We start from the raw sequence: 16,011 nt of genomic DNA on the forward strand, positions 1-16,011 counted from the left end.
CATGTTCTCGACGGCATTCCTCGACATTCCTGCGCTGGCCGGGGCTTCGGGCACTGTGCGGCTGCCGGGCTCCAAGAGCATTTCGAACCGCGTGCTGCTGCTGGCCGCGCTGGCGAGCGGAACCACCACCGTCCACGACCTGCTCGACTCCGACGACACCCGCGTGATGCTCGATGCGTTGCGCGCGCTCGGCTGCGGCATCGATGCAGCGGGCAGCACGCTGCGCATCACCGGCATCGGCGGCCAGCTGAAGCCGGGCGGGCCGATGCTGCCGCTTTTCCTCGGCAACGCCGGCACCGCGATGCGCCCGCTGACCGCCGCGCTGTCGCTGCTCGGCGGCGACTTCGAACTCAGCGGCGTGCCGCGCATGCACGAGCGGCCGATCGGCGACCTGGTCGACGCGCTGACCCAGCTCGGCTGCCGCATCGACTACCTGGGCAACCCCGGCTACCCGCCGCTGCGCATCCGCCCGATAGATCACGCCGCACTGGTGCTCGACGCGCCGATCCGCGTGCGCGGCGACGTCTCGAGCCAGTTCCTGACCGCGCTGCTGCTCGCATTGCCACTCGCAGCCCGGAAGAACGTCGTGATCGAAGTGGTCGGCGAGCTGATCTCCAAGCCTTACATCGAGATCACGCTCAACCTGCTGGCGCGCTTCGGCATTGCCGTGCGGCGCGAGGGCTGGGAGCGCTTTACCATCCTCGCCGGCAGCCGCTACAGCTCGCCGGGCGACATCCACGTCGAGGCAGACGCCTCTTCTGCTAGTTATTTCATAGCACTTGGCGCCATTGCCACGGGCGCGTCCGACCAGGACAGCATCCGGATCGAAGGCGTAGGCGCCGATTCGATCCAGGGCGACATCCGCTTCATCGAGGCGGCGCAGCAAATGGGCGCGCAGGTCGACAGCGGCCCGAACTGGCTGGACGTGCGCCGCGGCGCCTGGCCGCTCAAGGCCATCGACCTCGACGCCAACCACATCCCCGATGCCGCGATGACGCTGGCCGTGATGGCGCTGTACGCCGACGGCCCGAGCACCTTGCGCAACATCGCCAGCTGGCGGGTCAAGGAAACCGACCGCATCGACGCCATGGCCAACGAGCTCAGGAAGCTCGGCGCCACGGTCGACTCCGGCCCCGATTTCATCCGGGTCCATCCACTGGAACGCTCGGGCTGGCAGGCGGCAAGCATCCGCACCTACGACGACCATCGCGTGGCCATGTGCTTTTCGCTCGCGGCGTTCAATCCGGCGGGCTTGCCGGTGCGCATACTGGAGCCGCACTGCGTCGCCAAGACCTTCCCGGACTATTTCGAAACGCTGTTCTCGGTGGCCGATGCGCCCGAGGTGCCGGTGATCTGCATCGACGGTCCCACCGCCTCGGGCAAGGGCACGCTCGCGGCCGAAGTGGCGCGCCTCCTGGGCTACCACTACCTCGATTCGGGCTCGCTCTACCGCGTGACCGGCCTGGCCATGCGGCGCGCCGCGCTCAGCGCCGAGCCGCAGCACGAAGCGCAGATCGCCGCCCTGGCGGCCGCCCTGCCCCTGCATTTCACCGAGGGCAAGGTGCTGCTGGCCGGCGAGGACGTGAGCGACGAAATCCGCACCGAAGCCGCCGGCATGGACGCCTCCCGCGTCTCCACGCTTCCCGCGGTGCGCGAGGCGCTTCTGGCCCTGCAGCAGCGCTTTCGGCAGCTCCCGGGCCTGGTGGCCGACGGCCGCGACATGGGCACCGTGATCTTCCCGGACGCGGCGCTCAAGGTCTTCCTGACGGCCAGCGCCGCCCAGAGGGCTGAACGCCGGCATAAGCAGTTGATTTCAAAGGGTATTTCAACTACACTCGACAGTCTTCGCTCCGACTTGGAAGCGCGCGACGCCAGGGATTCGTCCCGCAGCGTCGCTCCCCTCAAGCCGGCGCAGGATGCCCGCCACCTCGACAACTCCCAGCTGTCCATCGAGCAATCGATCGACACAGTGTTGGACTGGTGGCGGCAAGTACAGCCTTTCAAGCCCGCTTGAAAGGCTCGCGCCAACCGGGTTGTTCCGGTGGCGCATACCGCTCCAGCAGGCTCTTCTCGCGCGACAGCGCACCGGCCTGATGGTTGTTCAACCAACCCGGGCTCACGCCCACAAAACCGCCGTCTCCAGACCTACAGCAGCCGCACGCAATTTCGCATGAGCGCCTGCCAACCCTGCCTGACGGAAGGAACCATCAATGTCTGAATCTTTTGCCGACCTATTCGAAGAGTCCCTGAAGCGTTCCGAAATGCGCACCGGCGAGGTCATCACGGCCGAAGTCGTGCGCGTCGAACACAACCACGTGGTGGTCAACGCCGGCCTCAAGTCCGAAGCGTATGTGCCGATCGAGGAGTTCAAGAACGACAAGGGCGAACTCGAAGTCCAGGCCGGCGATTTCGTTTCCGTTGCCATCGGCAGCGTTGAAAACGGCTACGGCGACACCATTCTCTCGCGCGACACCGCCAAGCGCCTCGCTTCGTGGCTCGCCCTGGAGAAGGCCCTGGAATCGGGCGACTTCGTCACCGGCACCACCAGCGGCAAGGTCAAGGGCGGCCTCACGGTGCTCGTCAACGGCATCCGCGCCTTCCTGCCGGGCTCGCTGATCGACACGCGTCCGATCAAGGACCTGACCCCCTACGAGAACAAGACCCTCGAATTCAAGGTCATCAAGCTCGACCGCAAGCGCAACAACGTCGTGCTGTCGCGCCGTGCCGTGGTCGAAGCCAGCATGGGCGAAGAGCGCGCCAAGCTGATGGAAACCCTGAAGGAAGGCGCAGTCGTGCGCGGCGTGGTCAAGAACATCACCGAATATGGTGCGTTCGTGGACCTCGGCGGCATCGACGGCCTGCTGCACATCACCGACATGGCATGGCGCCGCGTGCGCCACCCGAGCGAAGTCGTTCAGGCCGGTCAGGAAATCACCGCCAAGATCCTCAAGTTCGACACCGAGAAGAACCGTGTCTCGCTGGGTCTCAAGCAAATGGGCGACGATCCGTGGATGGGCGTTTCGCGCCGCTACCCGCAATCGACCCGCCTGTTCGGCAAGGTCACGAACATTGCCGACTACGGCGCGTTCGTCGAACTCGAACCCGGCATCGAAGGCCTGGTGCACGTCTCCGAAATGGACTGGACCAACAAGAACATCGCTCCGAACAAGATCGTCTCGCTGGGCGACGAAGTCGAAGTCATGGTCCTCGAAATCGACGAAGACAAGCGCCGCATCAGCCTGGGCATGAAGCAGTGCAAGGCCAACCCGTGGCAAGAGTTCGCGCAGAACACCAAGCGCGGCGACCGCGTCAAGGGCCCGATCAAGTCGATCACCGACTTCGGCGTGTTCGTGGGCCTGGCTGCCGGCATCGACGGCCTGGTGCACCTGTCGGACCTCTCGTGGAACGAAGCCGGCGAAACCGCCGTTCGCAACTACAAGAAGGGCCAGGAAGTCGAAGCGATAGTGCTGGCCGTCGACGTCGACCGCGAGCGCATCAGCCTGGGCATCAAGCAGCTCGACAGCGACCCGTTCACCACCTTCACCACGGTGAACGACAAGGGCCAGATCGTGACCGGCAAGGTCAAGACGGTTGACGCCCGCGGCGCTGAAATCGATCTCGGCGAAGACATCATCGGCTACCTGCGTGCTTCGGAAATCTCGCGCGACCGCGTCGAAGATGCCCGCAATGTGCTGAAGGAAGGCGACGAAGTCACCGCCATCGTCGTGAACGTGGATCGCAAGACCCGCAACATCCAGCTGTCCATCAAGCAGAAGGACATGGTCGACGAACAAGGCGCCATGGCCAACCTGAGCCAGCAGTCGGCACGCGAAAACGCGGGCACGACGAGCCTGGGCGCCCTGCTGCGCGCCAAGCTCGACAACAACGACAGCAAGTAAGCTGAGTCCGAAGACAGAGCAGGCCCTGGGGCCGCTCTGTCTTTTTTTTCGTCCACGTTTTTGTTTGGCCTATGACCCGCTCTGACCTCGTCGAAGAACTCGCAGCGCGCTTCGCGCAGCTGACGCACCGCGATGCCGAATACGCCGTCAAGACCATCCTCGACGCGATGAGCGACGCGCTGGTGCGCGGGCACCGCATCGAGATCCGTGGCTTCGGCAGCTTCTCGGTCACCCGGCGTCCGCCTCGCATCGGCCGCAACCCGCGTTCGGGCGAGAGCGTTCAGATCCCCGAAAAACGGGTGCCTCATTTCAAGCCGGGCAAGGCATTGCGCGAGGCCGTCGACGCCAAGACCGCCGAGCTCGACGCAAAGGGCCGCAAGGCCTGATCGCATGGATGCAAACGTAGAATGCTCCCGGCAACGGGAACGGCTATGAAATACCTCCTGTGGCTGCTCAAGGCAGCCATTTTTTTTACGCTTTTTGCTTTCGCGCTGAACAACCAGCACGACGCGACCGTCTATTTCTTCTTCGGCACGCATTGGCGCGCGCCCCTGGTGCTCGTCGTGCTCGCGGCTTTCGCCGGCGGCCTCGTGGTGGGCGCGCTCGGCATGCTGCCCGGATGGTGGAAGCACCGTGCGGCGGCGGCGCAGGTTCCGGCCACGCGCGGCGACGAAGCCGCGGCGCCTGCGCCATCCACGCCTGCTCCGGCTGCGGCGCCGCCGTCCATTTCCGCCACCGACCTACCCACCGTGCGCCAACATGGACTTTGATCCCAGCTGGCTGCTGATCAGCCTGCCCGTTGCCTTTGTGCTGGGCTGGCTCGCCTCGCGCTTCGATATCCGGCAGCTCAAGCTCGAGAACCGGCAAGCCCCCAAGGCGTATTTCCGCGGCCTCAACTTTCTTCTCAACGAACAGCAGGACCAGGCCATCGATGCCTTCATCGAGGCCGTGCAGAACGACCCCGACACGCAGGAGCTGCACTTCGCGCTGGGCAACCTGTTTCGCCGGCGCGGCGAATACCAGCGCGCGGTGCGCGTGCACGAGCATCTGCTGGGGCGCGGCGACCTGAGCCGCAGCGACCGCGAACGCGCTCAGCACGCGCTGGCGCAGGATTTCCTGCGCGCCGGGCTGCTTGATCGCGCCGAAGCCGCGCTGCAAAAGCTCGAGGGCACGCGCTACGAGAACGAGGCACGGCTGTCGCTCTTGGCCATCTACGAGCGGTCGCGCGAATGGGCGCAAGCTGCCGCGGTAGCGCAGAAGCTCGACGAATCCGACCAGGCCAGCTACAGCACGCGCCGCGCCCACCACCTTTGCGAGCAGGCCTCCGAGCAGGTGGCGGCCGGCGACCTGGCCGCGGCCGGCCGGCTGCTCTCCGAGGCGGTGGCGCTGGCCCCGCAGGCGCCCCGCCCCGCCATCGACTCCGCCACGCTGCAACTGCGCAATGGTGACGGCGGCAAGGCCTTCGATACCCTCGTCGCGCTGAGCGACACCGCCCCGCTCGCCCTGCCGCTGTATGCCGCTGCGCTGCAGCAGGCCGCGGTCGCCGCCCACCGCGAGGGCGAAGCGCTCGCGCTGCTGCAAAGGCACTATGACGAGTCGCCCTCGATCGACGTGCTCGAAGCGCTGATCGCGCTCGGCGGCTCGCCGACCAGCGCGATTCCGGCGGCCAACGGCCAGCCGCTCGCTCCACGCGACGGCTACATCGCACACCTCGCCCAGCAGCCCTCGCTGGTCGCCGCCTCGCGCTGGCTTGCGGGCGAGCGCTTCGAACACGAGCAGTTCCACCCGCAGGTGCAGCGCGCGCTCGACCAGGCCACGCGGCCGCTGATGCGCTACCGCTGCGCCGCCTGCGGCTTCGAGGCGCACCAGCATTTCTGGCACTGTCCCGGATGCCAGGCCTGGGACAGCTATCCGCCGCGGCGCGTCGAGGAGCTCTGAACTACATTCCGAACACCTTTCGGAACAATGGTGAACGCGCTTCCCGCAGGGCGCGAGGCCGTCAACGCGCCTTTCCCTGAACCGTTGAACGCGAGCCGGCGCCTTCTGCCGGCGAACTGTGATCTCAACAAATCAGGGAGTTTGAAAAATCATGCTGAAGAAAATCCTGGCCGTGATGGCCATGCTGTTTGCGGCTGCCTCGTTCGCCGCGGTCGACGTCAACAAGGGCACGGCGGCCGATCTCGACGGCATCAAGGGCGTCGGTCCTGCAATGTCCAAGCGCATCCTCGACGCACGCAAGGAAGGCGAGTTCAAGGACTGGCCCGACTTCATGCAGCGCGTGAAGGGCGTGAAGGAAAAGAAGCCCGAGAAGCTGTCGGCCGAAGGGCTCACGGTCAACGGCAAGGCCTTCGGCGGCCACGCAGCCGAAGCGGTTGCGCCCAAGGCAGACAAGCCCGCCAAGGCAGCCGCTGCCAAGCCGCCCAAGCCCTGATCGAAACGCTCGGGGCCGGGCGGGCCGATGCCGCGCTCGCGGCATGTCCGCAACCCGCTGAAAAGCCGCCGCAAAGGCGGCTTTTTTGCGTGCGCCGCAGCAGCAAGGCAGGCCGCTGCACAGCGGCGCGTGGCAGGGAAATGCCTCAGAAGTGGCCCGGAATTTGCACGTATGCTCGCGTTCGTTTTCACTTTCATACGTTCCGGAGCGCTCATGAATCACAAGTTCGGCATTGCCCTGGCTGGCCTCACCCTTGGCGCCGCAGCCTTCGCGCAGACCAAGTGGGACCTGCCCACCGCCTACCCGGCGACCAACTACCACACCGAGAACATCGCGCAGTTCGCGAAAGACGTGGACGCCGCCACCAGCGGCAAGCTCAAGATCACGGTGCACGCCAACGCCTCGTTGTTCAAGGCGCCTGAAATCAAGCGCGCGGTGCAAAGCGGCCAGGCCCAGGCCGGCGAGATCCTGCTGGCCAACTACGCGAACGAGAACCCGATCTACGCGCTCGACGGCGTGCCCTTCCTCGCCACCACATATCCCGAAGCAAGAAAGCTCTACGACGCGTCCAAGCCCGCCATGGAGAAGCTGCTCGCCGCCCAGGGCATCAAGATGCTGTTCGTGGTGCCGTGGGCGCCGCAGGGCATCTACTCCAAGAAGGAGATCAGTTCGGTGGCCGACCTGCGCGGCATCAAGTGGCGCGCCTACAGCCCGGCCACCGCCAAGATCGCTGAGTTGATCGGCGCGCAGCCGGTGCAGATCCAGCAGGCCGAACTCAGCGCCGCCATGGCCACCGGCGTGATCGAAAGCTACATGAGCTCGGGCTCGACCGGCTACGACACCAAGACCTACGAGCACATCAAGAACTTCTACGACACGCAGGCCTGGATTCCGAAGAACGCGATCCTCGTCAACGCCAAGGCCTTCGACGCACTCGACGCCACCACCAGGGCCGCCGTCACCAAGGCCGCGGCCGACGCCGAAACCCGTGGCTGGAAAGTCGCGCAGGAGAAGAACGACGAATACAAGAAGCTGCTGGTCGAGCGCGGCATGAAGGTACACAAGCCTTCCGCCAAGCTCGACGCGGACATGCGCCAGGTCGGCGGCATCATGCAGGCGGATTGGCTCAAGGCCGCCGGCGCCGACGGCGCGGCCATCGTCGACGCCTACAAAAAGAAATAAACCGTGCGCCGCTTCCTCGATCGTCTGTACGACGGCGCAGGCGCGCTCGGCGCATTCTGCGTGTTCCTGATCTTCGTGCTGATGATCCTGGGTGGCGTGGGCCGCCAGATGAACTGGCATGTGAGCGGACTCAACGACGTCGTTTCCTGGCTCTGCGCCGCCGCCGCGTTCTTTGCCATGGCGCATGCCTTCCGGCATGGCGACTTCGTGCGCGTGACGCTGCTGCTGGACGCCGTGCCGGCCAAGGCACGACGCGTGCTGGACGTGGTCTGCCTGCTGATCGCCGCGGCGTCGGTGGCCTATCTCACCTACTGGGCCACCAGCTTCACCTGGGAAAGCTACGAGTTCGCCGAGATGGCAACGGGCCTGGTGGTCATTCCGATCTGGATTCCGCAATCGACCTTCGTGATCGGCTGCTGGTTGCTCCTGATCGCCATGATCGACGAACTGGTGGGCGTGGTGCGCGGCGAGAAACCGAGCTACCAGCGCGCCATCGAAGAGCGCCACGCCGCGGGCGACTTCTCCTCCGACGTCTGAACCACGACAACAAAGACACCGATGTTCGAAAACCTCTGGATGGGCGCCCTGCTGCTCGCCATCATGCTGTTGTTGCTGGCGGGCGGCGTCTGGATCGCAATGACGCTGGCCATCGTCGGCTGGGTCGGCCAGGCCTTCTTCACCAACACGCTGCCGGGCAAGAACCTGTTCTCGGCCTTCTGGGAAAGCAATGCGAGCTGGGAGCTCGCGGCGCTGCCCCTGTTCATCTGGATGGGCGAGATTCTCTTTCGCACCAAGCTCAGCGAGGAAATGTTCGAGGGCCTGCGCCCCTGGCTCAACCGCGTGCCGGGCCGGCTGATGCACACCACCATCCTCGGCTGCGGCGTGTTCGGCTCGGTCTCGGGTTCTTCGGCCGCCACCTGCGCGACCATCGCCAAGGTGGCGCTGCCCGAACTCAAGCGCCGCGGCTACAACGAGAAGCTGGCCATCGGTTCGCTCGCCACCGCCGGCACGCTGGGCATCCTGATTCCGCCATCGATCACGATGGTGGTGTATGCCGTGGCGGCCGACGCCTCGATCATCCGCATCTTCCTGGCCGGCTTCCTGCCGGGCTTCTTGCTGATGCTGCTGTTCTCGGGCTACATCGGCTGGTGGAGCCTGCGCAACCCCGACCAGGTGCCGCCGGCCGACCCGCCGACCACCTTCATGGAGAAGATCAGGCTCTCGGGCAATCTCATCCCCTGCGCGCTGCTGATCGTCTTCATCGTCTGGGTGCTGGTGGCGGGATGGGCCACGGCCACCGAATGCGCGGCCTTCGGCGTGCTGGGCTCGCTGGCCATCGCCGCGTACGGCAAGAGCCTCACCTGGAAGAACTTCAAGGAGGGGATCATGGGCGCCACGCGCACCAGCTGCATGATCATGTTCATCCTGGCCGGCGCCGCCTTCCTCACCAAGACCATGGCCTTCACGGGCATCCCGCGCGAGTTGGCCGAATGGGTCGACAGCATGCACCTCTCGCCCTACGCGCTGATCGGCGCGCTGGTGGTGGTGTACCTGGTGCTGGGCACGGCGCTCGACGGCATCTCGATGATCGTGCTGACCAGCGCTGTGGTGCTGCCGATGATCCAGAAGGCCGGCTTCGACCTGATCTGGTTCGGCATCTTCGTCGTGCTGCTGGTCGAGATTGCCGAGGTCACGCCGCCGGTGGGCTTCAACCTCTTCGTGCTGCAGAACATGACCGGGAAAGATAGCAACGTGATCGCCAGGGCGGCCATCCCGTTCTTCTTCTGCCTGGTGCTGTGCATCGTGCTGATCACGCTGTTCCCGGGTATCGTCACGGTGCTGCCCAACGTGGTGATGGGCGTCGAGAAGTAGCGAGAAGAAGGAACGGATGCCCGCCTTGCCGGTTTTTGCGATTTGCGTTGGCGCCTCGTTCGGCGCCCTTGCCAGATGGGGCCTGGGCCTCTGGCTCAACACCGGCGGCCCGCTGCCCTACGGCACGCTGGCGGCCAACCTGATCGGAGGCTACCTCGTGGGCATGGCGGTGGGTGCATTCCAGGCCATGCCCCAGCTCGATCCAGTGTGGCGGCTGCTGCTCATCACGGGATTCCTCGGCGGGCTGACGACTTTCTCGAGCTTCTCGGCCGAGGTCGTTGCGCAGCTTCTCGACGGGCGCGTGCTGCTGGCACTGGCTACGAGCATGCTGCATCTGGGCGGCTCGCTGGTGCTGACCTGGATCGGCATCCGCACCGTGCAACTGGCGCTGGGCTGATCTTCCCGCCCGCGGCACACCCCGAAAACAGCCCCCATACCCTGCGGTCATAGCCGGGTGCATCCAGGGTGCCGATCGATAGAATCGACCGCAATGCCCCTGGTCTTTCTCGTCGCACTCCCCTTTGTTGCCAGCGTGCTGGCCGCGTTGATGCCGTCGAACGCGCGCAACCGGGAGTCGACGCTGGCGGGGCTCGTCGCGCTGGGCTGCGCGCTGCAGACCGCATGGTTCTTTCCCCAGATCGCGCGCGGCAACGTGCTGCGCCAGGAGATCGCGTGGCTGCCCGAACTCGGGCTCAACCTCGTGTTCCGCATGGACGGCTTTGCGTGGCTGTTCTGCATGCTGGTGCTCGGCATCGGCGCGCTGGTGGTGCTCTATGCGCGCTACTACATGTCGGCGTCCGATCCGGTGCCGCGTTTCTTCTCGTTCTTTCTTGCCTTCATGGGCGCGATGACGGGCGTGGTGCTCTCGGGCAACCTGATCCAGATGGTGCTGTTCTGGGAGCTCACCAGCCTGTTCTCCTTCCTGCTGATCGGCTATTGGCATCACCGGCGGGACGCGCGGCGCGGCGCGCGCATGGCGCTCACCGTCACCGGTGCCGGCGGGCTCTGCCTGCTGGCGGGCGTGGTGGTGCTGGGCCGCATCGCGGGCAGCTATGAGCTCGACGTGGTGCTCGCCTCGGGCAACGAAATCCGCGCGCATGCGCTCTATCCGGCGGCGCTGGTGCTGATACTGCTGGGTGCCTTCACCAAGAGCGCGCAGTTCCCGTTCCACTTCTGGCTGCCGCGCGCCATGGCGGCGCCCACGCCGGTTTCGGCCTACCTGCATTCGGCCACCATGGTGAAGCTCGGCGTGTTCCTGATGGCGCGGCTGTGGCCGGTGCTGTCGGGCACCGAGCAGTGGTTCTGGCTGGTGGGCGGCGCGGGCGCGATCACGTTGCTGCTCGGCGGCTTCGTGGCGATGTTCCAGCGCGACCTGAAGGCATTGCTGGCCTATTCGACCATCTCGCACCTCGGGCTCATCACGCTGCTGCTGGGCTTGAACAGCCCGCTCGCGGCAGTGGCGGCGGTGTTCCACATCATCAACCACGCGACCTTCAAGGCATCGCTCTTCATGGCGGCCGGCATCATCGACCACGAGAGCGGCACGCGCGACATCCGCAAGCTCAGCGGCCTGCTGCGGCTGATGCCGATCACCGGCACGCTGGCGATCATCGCGAGCGCATCGATGGCCGGCGTGCCGCTGCTCAACGGATTTCTCTCGAAGGAAATGTTCTTCGCCGAGACGGTGTTCATCCAGGCGACGCCATGGATCAACCTGAGCCTTCCGGTCATTGCCACCGTTGCGGGCGTCTTCAGCGTGGCCTATTCGGCGCGCTTCGTGTTCGATGTGTTCTTCGGTCCGCCTTGCGGCCCCGAGGTGCCGAGGCAGCCGCACGAGCCGCCGCATTGGATGCGCGTGCCGGTCGAGCTGCTGGTGCTGGTCTGCCTGGTGGTGGGCGTGGCGCCGGCCTGGTCGATCGGCACGCTGCTGGCCGCTGCCGCCACGCCGGTGGTCGGCGGTGTGCTGCCCGCATACAGCCTGGCCGTGTGGCACGGCTTCAACCTGCCGCTGGCGATGAGCTTCGTGGCGCTGGCCGGCGGCATGGCGCTCTACCTGTCGCAGCGCCGCCGCCGCGCCGACGGCAAGCTCGAACACACGCCGCTCCTGCACCGCTTCGACGGCCAGGCCATCTTCGAGCACCTGCTCGCGCGGCTCAGCGAGGCTGGCCGGCGCAGCCGCCGCCTGCTGGGCACGCGGCGCATGCAGTCGCAATTGCTGCTGCTGATTGCGGTGGCGGCGGCAGGCGCGGCGGCTTCGCTATGGACCGCACCCGTCGCCCGTGGCGACCGCGAGCTGCTGCCCTTTTCGCCGATGTTCGCGATGACCTGGCTGATCGGCGGCGTCTGCGCGCTGGCGGCGGCATGGCAGGCCAAATTCCATCGCCTGGCCGCGCTGATGCTGGCCTCGGGCGCCGGGCTGGTGTGCTGCGTGACCTACATCTGGTTCTCGGCACCCGACCTTGCGCTGACGCAGCTCGTGGTGGAGGCCGTGACCACGGTACTGATCCTGCTGGGCCTGCGCTGGCTGCCGATGCGCAGCAAGGACGCGGTCCAGCCGGCCCGCGCCAGGCTGCGCCCCTGGGGGCGGCGCGGACGCGACCTGCTGGTGGCGGCCGGCGTCGGCGGTGGCATGGCGGCACTCGCGTGGCTGATGATGACGCGCCCGTTTCCGCAAAGCATCTCGCCCTTCTTTCTCGAGCATGCGCTCACCGAGGGTGGCGGCACCAACGTGGTCAACGTGATGCTGGTCGACTTCCGCGGCTTCGACACCTTCGGCGAGATCACCGTGCTGGGCGTTGTGGCGCTCACCGTCTATGCACTGCTGCGCCGCTTCCGGCCGGCCCGCGAATCGATGGCCCTGCCGGTACAGCAGCGCGCGCAGGCCGACGATGGCAGCAGCGACTTGCTGAACCCGCGCCTCGCCAAGGACACGGCCGTGGGCTACCTGATGGTGCCGGCCGTGCTGGTGCGATTGCTGCTGCCGCTTGCGGTGCTGGTGTCGGTCTATTTCTTCATGCGCGGGCACAACGCGCCTGGCGGCGGCTTCGTCGCGGGGCTGGTGATGTCGGTGGCGCTGGTGCTGCAGTTCATCGTCTCGGGCACCGAGTGGGTGGAAGAGCACCTGCGCATCTATCCGCGCCGCTGGATCGCCGGCGGCCTGCTGCTCGCGCTGGCCACGGGCAGCGGCGCGGTGGCGTTCGGCTATCCGTTCCTGACCACCCACACCGCGCACCTGCATCTTCCCGTGCTGGGCGAGCTGCACGTGCCGAGCGCCCTGTTCTTCGACATCGGCGTGTTCGCACTGGTGCTGGGCGCCACCATGCTGATCCTCACGGCGCTGGCCCACCAGTCGGTACGCAGCCACCGCTGGGCCGATGAGCAGCGCGAAAAGGAAGCCGAAGCCGCTGCGGCCGCCAGCGCAAGTCCGGAAGGAGCGCGCTGATGGAGATCGTGCTTGCGCTGGCCATCGGCGTGCTCACCGGCTCGGGGGTGTACCTGCTGCTGCGCCCCCGCACCTTCCAGGTGATCATGGGCCTCACGCTCATCTCGTACGCGGTCAACCTGTTCATCTTCAGCATGGGGCGGCTCAAGCTCGACAGCGAACCGGTGCTGGTCAAGGGCATCGCCGCCACGCTGGTCAACACCGCCGACCCGATGCCGCAGGCCCTGGTGCTGACGGCGATCGTGATCGGCTTTGCGATGACGGCGCTGTTCCTCGTGGTGCTGCTGGCCTCGCGCGGCCTCACCGGCACCGACCACGTGGACGGCGAAGAGCGGCAGGAGGCGGCAGAGTGACGGGGCAACTGGTCCAGCTGCTCGACCGGCTGCTCGAGTTCAGCATGCCGCACCTCGTCGCGGTGCCGATCCTCGTGCCGCTGCTCACGGCCGCACTGATGCTGCTGCTGGGCGAAAGCCGGCGCCGCACCAAGTCGGCGTTGAGCGTGGTCTCGGGGCTGGTGGGCCTGCTGGCGGCGCTGGCGCTGCTGCGCTGGGTGAATGCACCCGAGACCGGCGACGGCCCCGGCTCGGTCGGCGTGTACCTGCCGGGCAACTGGCAGGCGCCCTTCGGCATCGTGCTGGTGGCGGACCGGCTGTCGACCATGATGGTGGCGCTCACGGGCGTCGTCGCCTTTGCGGCCTCGATCTATTCCACCTCGCGCTGGGACCGCGCGGGGGTGCATTTCCATCCGCTGCTGCAGCTGCAGCTCATGGGCCTGAACGGCGCGTTCCTCACGGGCGACCTGTTCAACCTGTTCGTCTTCTTCGAGGTGATGCTCGCGGCCTCCTACGGTCTGCTGCTGCATGGCTCGGGCCGGCTGCGGGTGCAGGCCGGTCTCCACTACATCGCCATCAACCTGGCCGCCTCGTCGCTCTTCCTGATCGGCGCGGCGCTGCTCTACGGCGCGGCCGGCACGCTCAACATGGCCGACCTCGGCATGCGCATCGCGCAGCTCCCGCCGGCCGACCGCGGCCTGGTGCATGCGGCGGCCGCCATCCTTGCGACCGCCTTCTTCGCGAAGGCCGGCGCCTGGCCGCTCAACTTCTGGCTGGTGCCGGCCTACAGCGCGGCGGTGTCGCCGGTGGGTGCCGTGTTCGCGCTCTTGACCAAGCTCGGCATCTACACGCTGCTGCGGCTGTGGACGCTGCTCTTCGCGCCGGATGCCGGCAGCTCGGCCGCGTTCGGTCAGTCCGCGCTCATCGCGATCGGGCTCGCGACGCTGTTCGCGGGCGCCATCGGCATCGTGGGCACGCAGCGGCTCTCCAACCTCGCGGGCTTCAGCGTGCTGGTGTCGGCGGGCACGCTGCTCGCGGCCATCGGGCTGGGGGAGCCGGCCGTGTGGGCCGGCGCGCTCTACTACCTGCTGAGCTCGACGCTGGCCGTGAGCGCCTTCTTCCTGCTGACCGACATGATCGAGCGCTGGCGCAACGCCGGCATGAGCGTTGCGCCGCACGAGAAGGCCGGCAATGCGCCCTTCCTCGCGGAAGACCTGCGCGTGCTCGACGATGTGAACCTCGACGACGAGGCGCAGGCGCTCTACGGCCGCGCGATTCCCGCCGGGGTGGCCTTCCTGGGGCTGAGCTTCATCGGCTGCACCCTGCTGCTCGCGGGCCTGCCGCCGCTGTCGGGCTTCGTGGGCAAGTTCGCGATGCTGTCGAGCGCCTTCTCCACCGGCGGCACCTCGATGCCCGCATGGATCTTCCTGGCGCTGCTGGTGGTCTCGGGCCTGCTCGCGCTGATTGCGCTGAGCCGCACCGGCATGCGCCACTTCTGGACCCAGCCGCATCCCACCATGCCGGCCCTGCCCGCGCTCGAGGTACTGCCCGTGGCCGGACTGCTCGCGGCCAGCGTGGCGCTCACGGTCTGGGCCGGCCCCGTCATGCGCCACGCCATCACCACCGCCGAAGGGCTGCGTACGCCCACGGCCTACCGCAACGCCGTGATGGGCGCGCGGCAGGTGCCCAACCCCGCGGCCCCCGCGAAAGGCCCGGAACCATGAAGCGCTGGATTCCTTCGCCGCCGCTCTCGCTGGCGCTGTTTGCGGTGTGGCTGCTGCTCAACCAGTCGCTCGACGCCGCCACGCTGCTGTCGGCCGCGGTGCTGGCCATTGCGGTTCCGCTGCTCACCAAGGGCTTGCGGCCCGCCACGGTGCGCATGCGCAAGCCCTGGGTCGCGCTGCGGCTCGCGGGCCGGGCCTCGGCCGACATGCTGGAATCGGCGCTTTTCGTGGCGCGGCGGCTGCTGACGCGCCGCACCTCGCGCATCGCCTCTCGGTTCATCAACGTGCCGCTGGACCTTCGCGATCCGAACGGGCTCGCGGTGCTGGCCATGATCATGTGCCTCACGCCCGGCACCGCCTGGGGCGAGATCGCGTTCGACAGCAGCACGCTGCTGATCCATGTGTTCGACGTCGACGACGAAGCCGCTTTCATCGCCATGATCAAGCAGCGCTACGAGCACCCCTTGATGGAGATCTTCGAATCATGACGCCTGTACTTTTCTGGGCCTTGAAACTCGCGCTGCTGCTGCTGGCAGTGGCCATGCTCTGCGCACTGGCCCGTCTGCTGGTGGGCCCGAGCGCGCAGGACCGCGTGATGGCCCTGGACTGCCTCTACATCAACGGCATGCTGATGATGCTGGTGCTGGGCATCGTCTATGCGAGCAACGTGTACTTCGAAGCCGCGATGCTGACGGCGCTGTTCGGCTTCGTCGGGTCGACGGCCATGGCCAAGTTTCTGTTGCGCGGGGAGGTCATTGAATGAACGACTTCATCGTGGGGCCGCTGCCGCTGTGGGCGGAAATCGTCACCGCCGTGTTCGCGGTGCTCGGCGCGGCCTTTGCCGCCATCGGCTCCTTCGGCCTCGTGCGGCTGCCCACCTTCTTCCGCCGCATCCATGCGCCGACACTCGGCGCCACGGTGGGCGTGTGGTGCATGACGATTGCCACCATCGTCTATTTCTCGGTGCAGGGCTTCAGCCTCTTCCTGCACGCCGTGCTCATTGTCCTGTTCATTGCGCTCACGGCGCCCATCACCACCATCTTCCTGATGCGCGCCGCGCTCTTCCGGGAACGGCAAAAGGGCGGCAACGTGCCGCCGGCGGCCAAGTCCGGCTGAATGAAACCGGCGC

16 protein-coding genes are annotated in these 16,011 nt (G+C 66.9%); all 16 read left to right on the top strand.

From position 1 onward, the window contains the following. Nucleotide 1 precedes the first annotated feature (1 nt). Nucleotides 2-2,014: a bifunctional 3-phosphoshikimate 1-carboxyvinyltransferase/cytidylate kinase gene (locus L1081_RS12395; protein WP_489416664.1), complete on the top strand. Its 2,013-nt coding sequence runs from the start codon at nucleotides 2-4 to the stop codon at nucleotides 2,012-2,014. A gap of 196 nt (nucleotides 2,015-2,210) precedes the next feature. Further along, complete coding sequence (rpsA, locus tag L1081_RS12400) at nucleotides 2,211-3,899, top strand: 30S ribosomal protein S1 (RefSeq protein ID WP_012746757.1); 1,689 nt, start codon at nucleotides 2,211-2,213, stop codon at nucleotides 3,897-3,899. 71 nt (nucleotides 3,900-3,970) lie between these two features. Beyond that, a complete protein-coding gene (locus tag L1081_RS12405) occupies nucleotides 3,971-4,285 on the top strand; it encodes an integration host factor subunit beta (protein WP_012746756.1) in 315 nt (104 codons plus the stop codon). A gap of 45 nt (nucleotides 4,286-4,330) precedes the next feature. Next, entirely contained in the window at nucleotides 4,331-4,669 is a 339-nt protein-coding gene (locus tag L1081_RS12410; RefSeq protein WP_489416773.1) for a LapA family protein, read from the top strand. After that, entirely contained in the window at nucleotides 4,659-5,837 is a 1,179-nt protein-coding gene (lapB, locus tag L1081_RS12415; protein ID WP_489416665.1) for a lipopolysaccharide assembly protein LapB, read from the top strand. Before L1081_RS12410 ends, lapB begins: the two co-directional genes overlap by 11 nt. A gap of 151 nt (nucleotides 5,838-5,988) precedes the next feature. Beyond that, nucleotides 5,989-6,330, top strand: coding sequence for a helix-hairpin-helix domain-containing protein (locus L1081_RS12420; RefSeq protein WP_489416666.1), 342 nt, complete (start codon nucleotides 5,989-5,991; stop codon nucleotides 6,328-6,330). A 213-nt stretch (nucleotides 6,331-6,543) separates the two neighbouring features. After that, nucleotides 6,544-7,512, top strand: a complete 969-nt coding sequence (locus L1081_RS12425) for a TRAP transporter substrate-binding protein DctP (RefSeq protein WP_489416667.1) — start codon at nucleotides 6,544-6,546, stop codon at nucleotides 7,510-7,512. Nucleotides 7,513-7,515: 3 nt separating this feature from the next. Continuing rightward, nucleotides 7,516-8,049, top strand: coding sequence for a TRAP transporter small permease subunit (locus L1081_RS12430; RefSeq protein WP_489416668.1), 534 nt, complete (start codon nucleotides 7,516-7,518; stop codon nucleotides 8,047-8,049). A 21-nt stretch (nucleotides 8,050-8,070) separates the two neighbouring features. Then, nucleotides 8,071-9,384, top strand: coding sequence for a TRAP transporter large permease subunit (locus L1081_RS12435; protein ID WP_489416669.1), 1,314 nt, complete (start codon nucleotides 8,071-8,073; stop codon nucleotides 9,382-9,384). A gap of 16 nt (nucleotides 9,385-9,400) precedes the next feature. Continuing rightward, nucleotides 9,401-9,781, top strand: coding sequence for a fluoride efflux transporter CrcB (crcB, locus tag L1081_RS12440; protein ID WP_489416670.1), 381 nt, complete (start codon nucleotides 9,401-9,403; stop codon nucleotides 9,779-9,781). Between the two features lie 93 nt (nucleotides 9,782-9,874). Next, nucleotides 9,875-12,826, top strand: coding sequence for a monovalent cation/H+ antiporter subunit A (locus tag L1081_RS12445; RefSeq protein ID WP_489416671.1), 2,952 nt, complete (start codon nucleotides 9,875-9,877; stop codon nucleotides 12,824-12,826). After that, entirely contained in the window at nucleotides 12,826-13,179 is a 354-nt protein-coding gene (locus L1081_RS12450) for a Na+/H+ antiporter subunit C (protein ID WP_489416672.1), read from the top strand. Before L1081_RS12445 ends, L1081_RS12450 begins: the two co-directional genes overlap by 1 nt. 44 nt (nucleotides 13,180-13,223) lie before the next feature. Continuing rightward, the gene (locus L1081_RS12455; protein ID WP_489416774.1) at nucleotides 13,224-14,882 is read left to right on the top strand and encodes a monovalent cation/H+ antiporter subunit D; all 1,659 of its coding nucleotides are present in this window, start codon (nucleotides 13,224-13,226) and stop codon (nucleotides 14,880-14,882) included. Then, the gene (locus L1081_RS12460; RefSeq protein WP_489416673.1) at nucleotides 14,879-15,370 is read left to right on the top strand and encodes a Na+/H+ antiporter subunit E; all 492 of its coding nucleotides are present in this window, start codon (nucleotides 14,879-14,881) and stop codon (nucleotides 15,368-15,370) included. The genes L1081_RS12455 and L1081_RS12460 overlap by 4 nt, the downstream gene beginning before the upstream one ends. After that, entirely contained in the window at nucleotides 15,367-15,645 is a 279-nt protein-coding gene (locus tag L1081_RS12465) for a K+/H+ antiporter subunit F (protein ID WP_021006334.1), read from the top strand. Before L1081_RS12460 ends, L1081_RS12465 begins: the two co-directional genes overlap by 4 nt. Beyond that, nucleotides 15,642-15,998 carry a monovalent cation/H(+) antiporter subunit G gene (gene mnhG, locus L1081_RS12470; protein ID WP_489416674.1) on the top strand — a complete coding sequence of 119 codons (357 nt, stop codon included), beginning with the start codon at nucleotides 15,642-15,644 and terminating at the stop codon, nucleotides 15,996-15,998. Before L1081_RS12465 ends, mnhG begins: the two co-directional genes overlap by 4 nt. Nucleotides 15,999-16,011 lie beyond the last annotated feature (13 nt).

Source organism: Variovorax sp. MSC1_012, assembly GCF_023667525.1.
Classification (GTDB): domain Bacteria; phylum Pseudomonadota; class Gammaproteobacteria; order Burkholderiales; family Burkholderiaceae_C; genus Variovorax; species Variovorax beijingensis_B.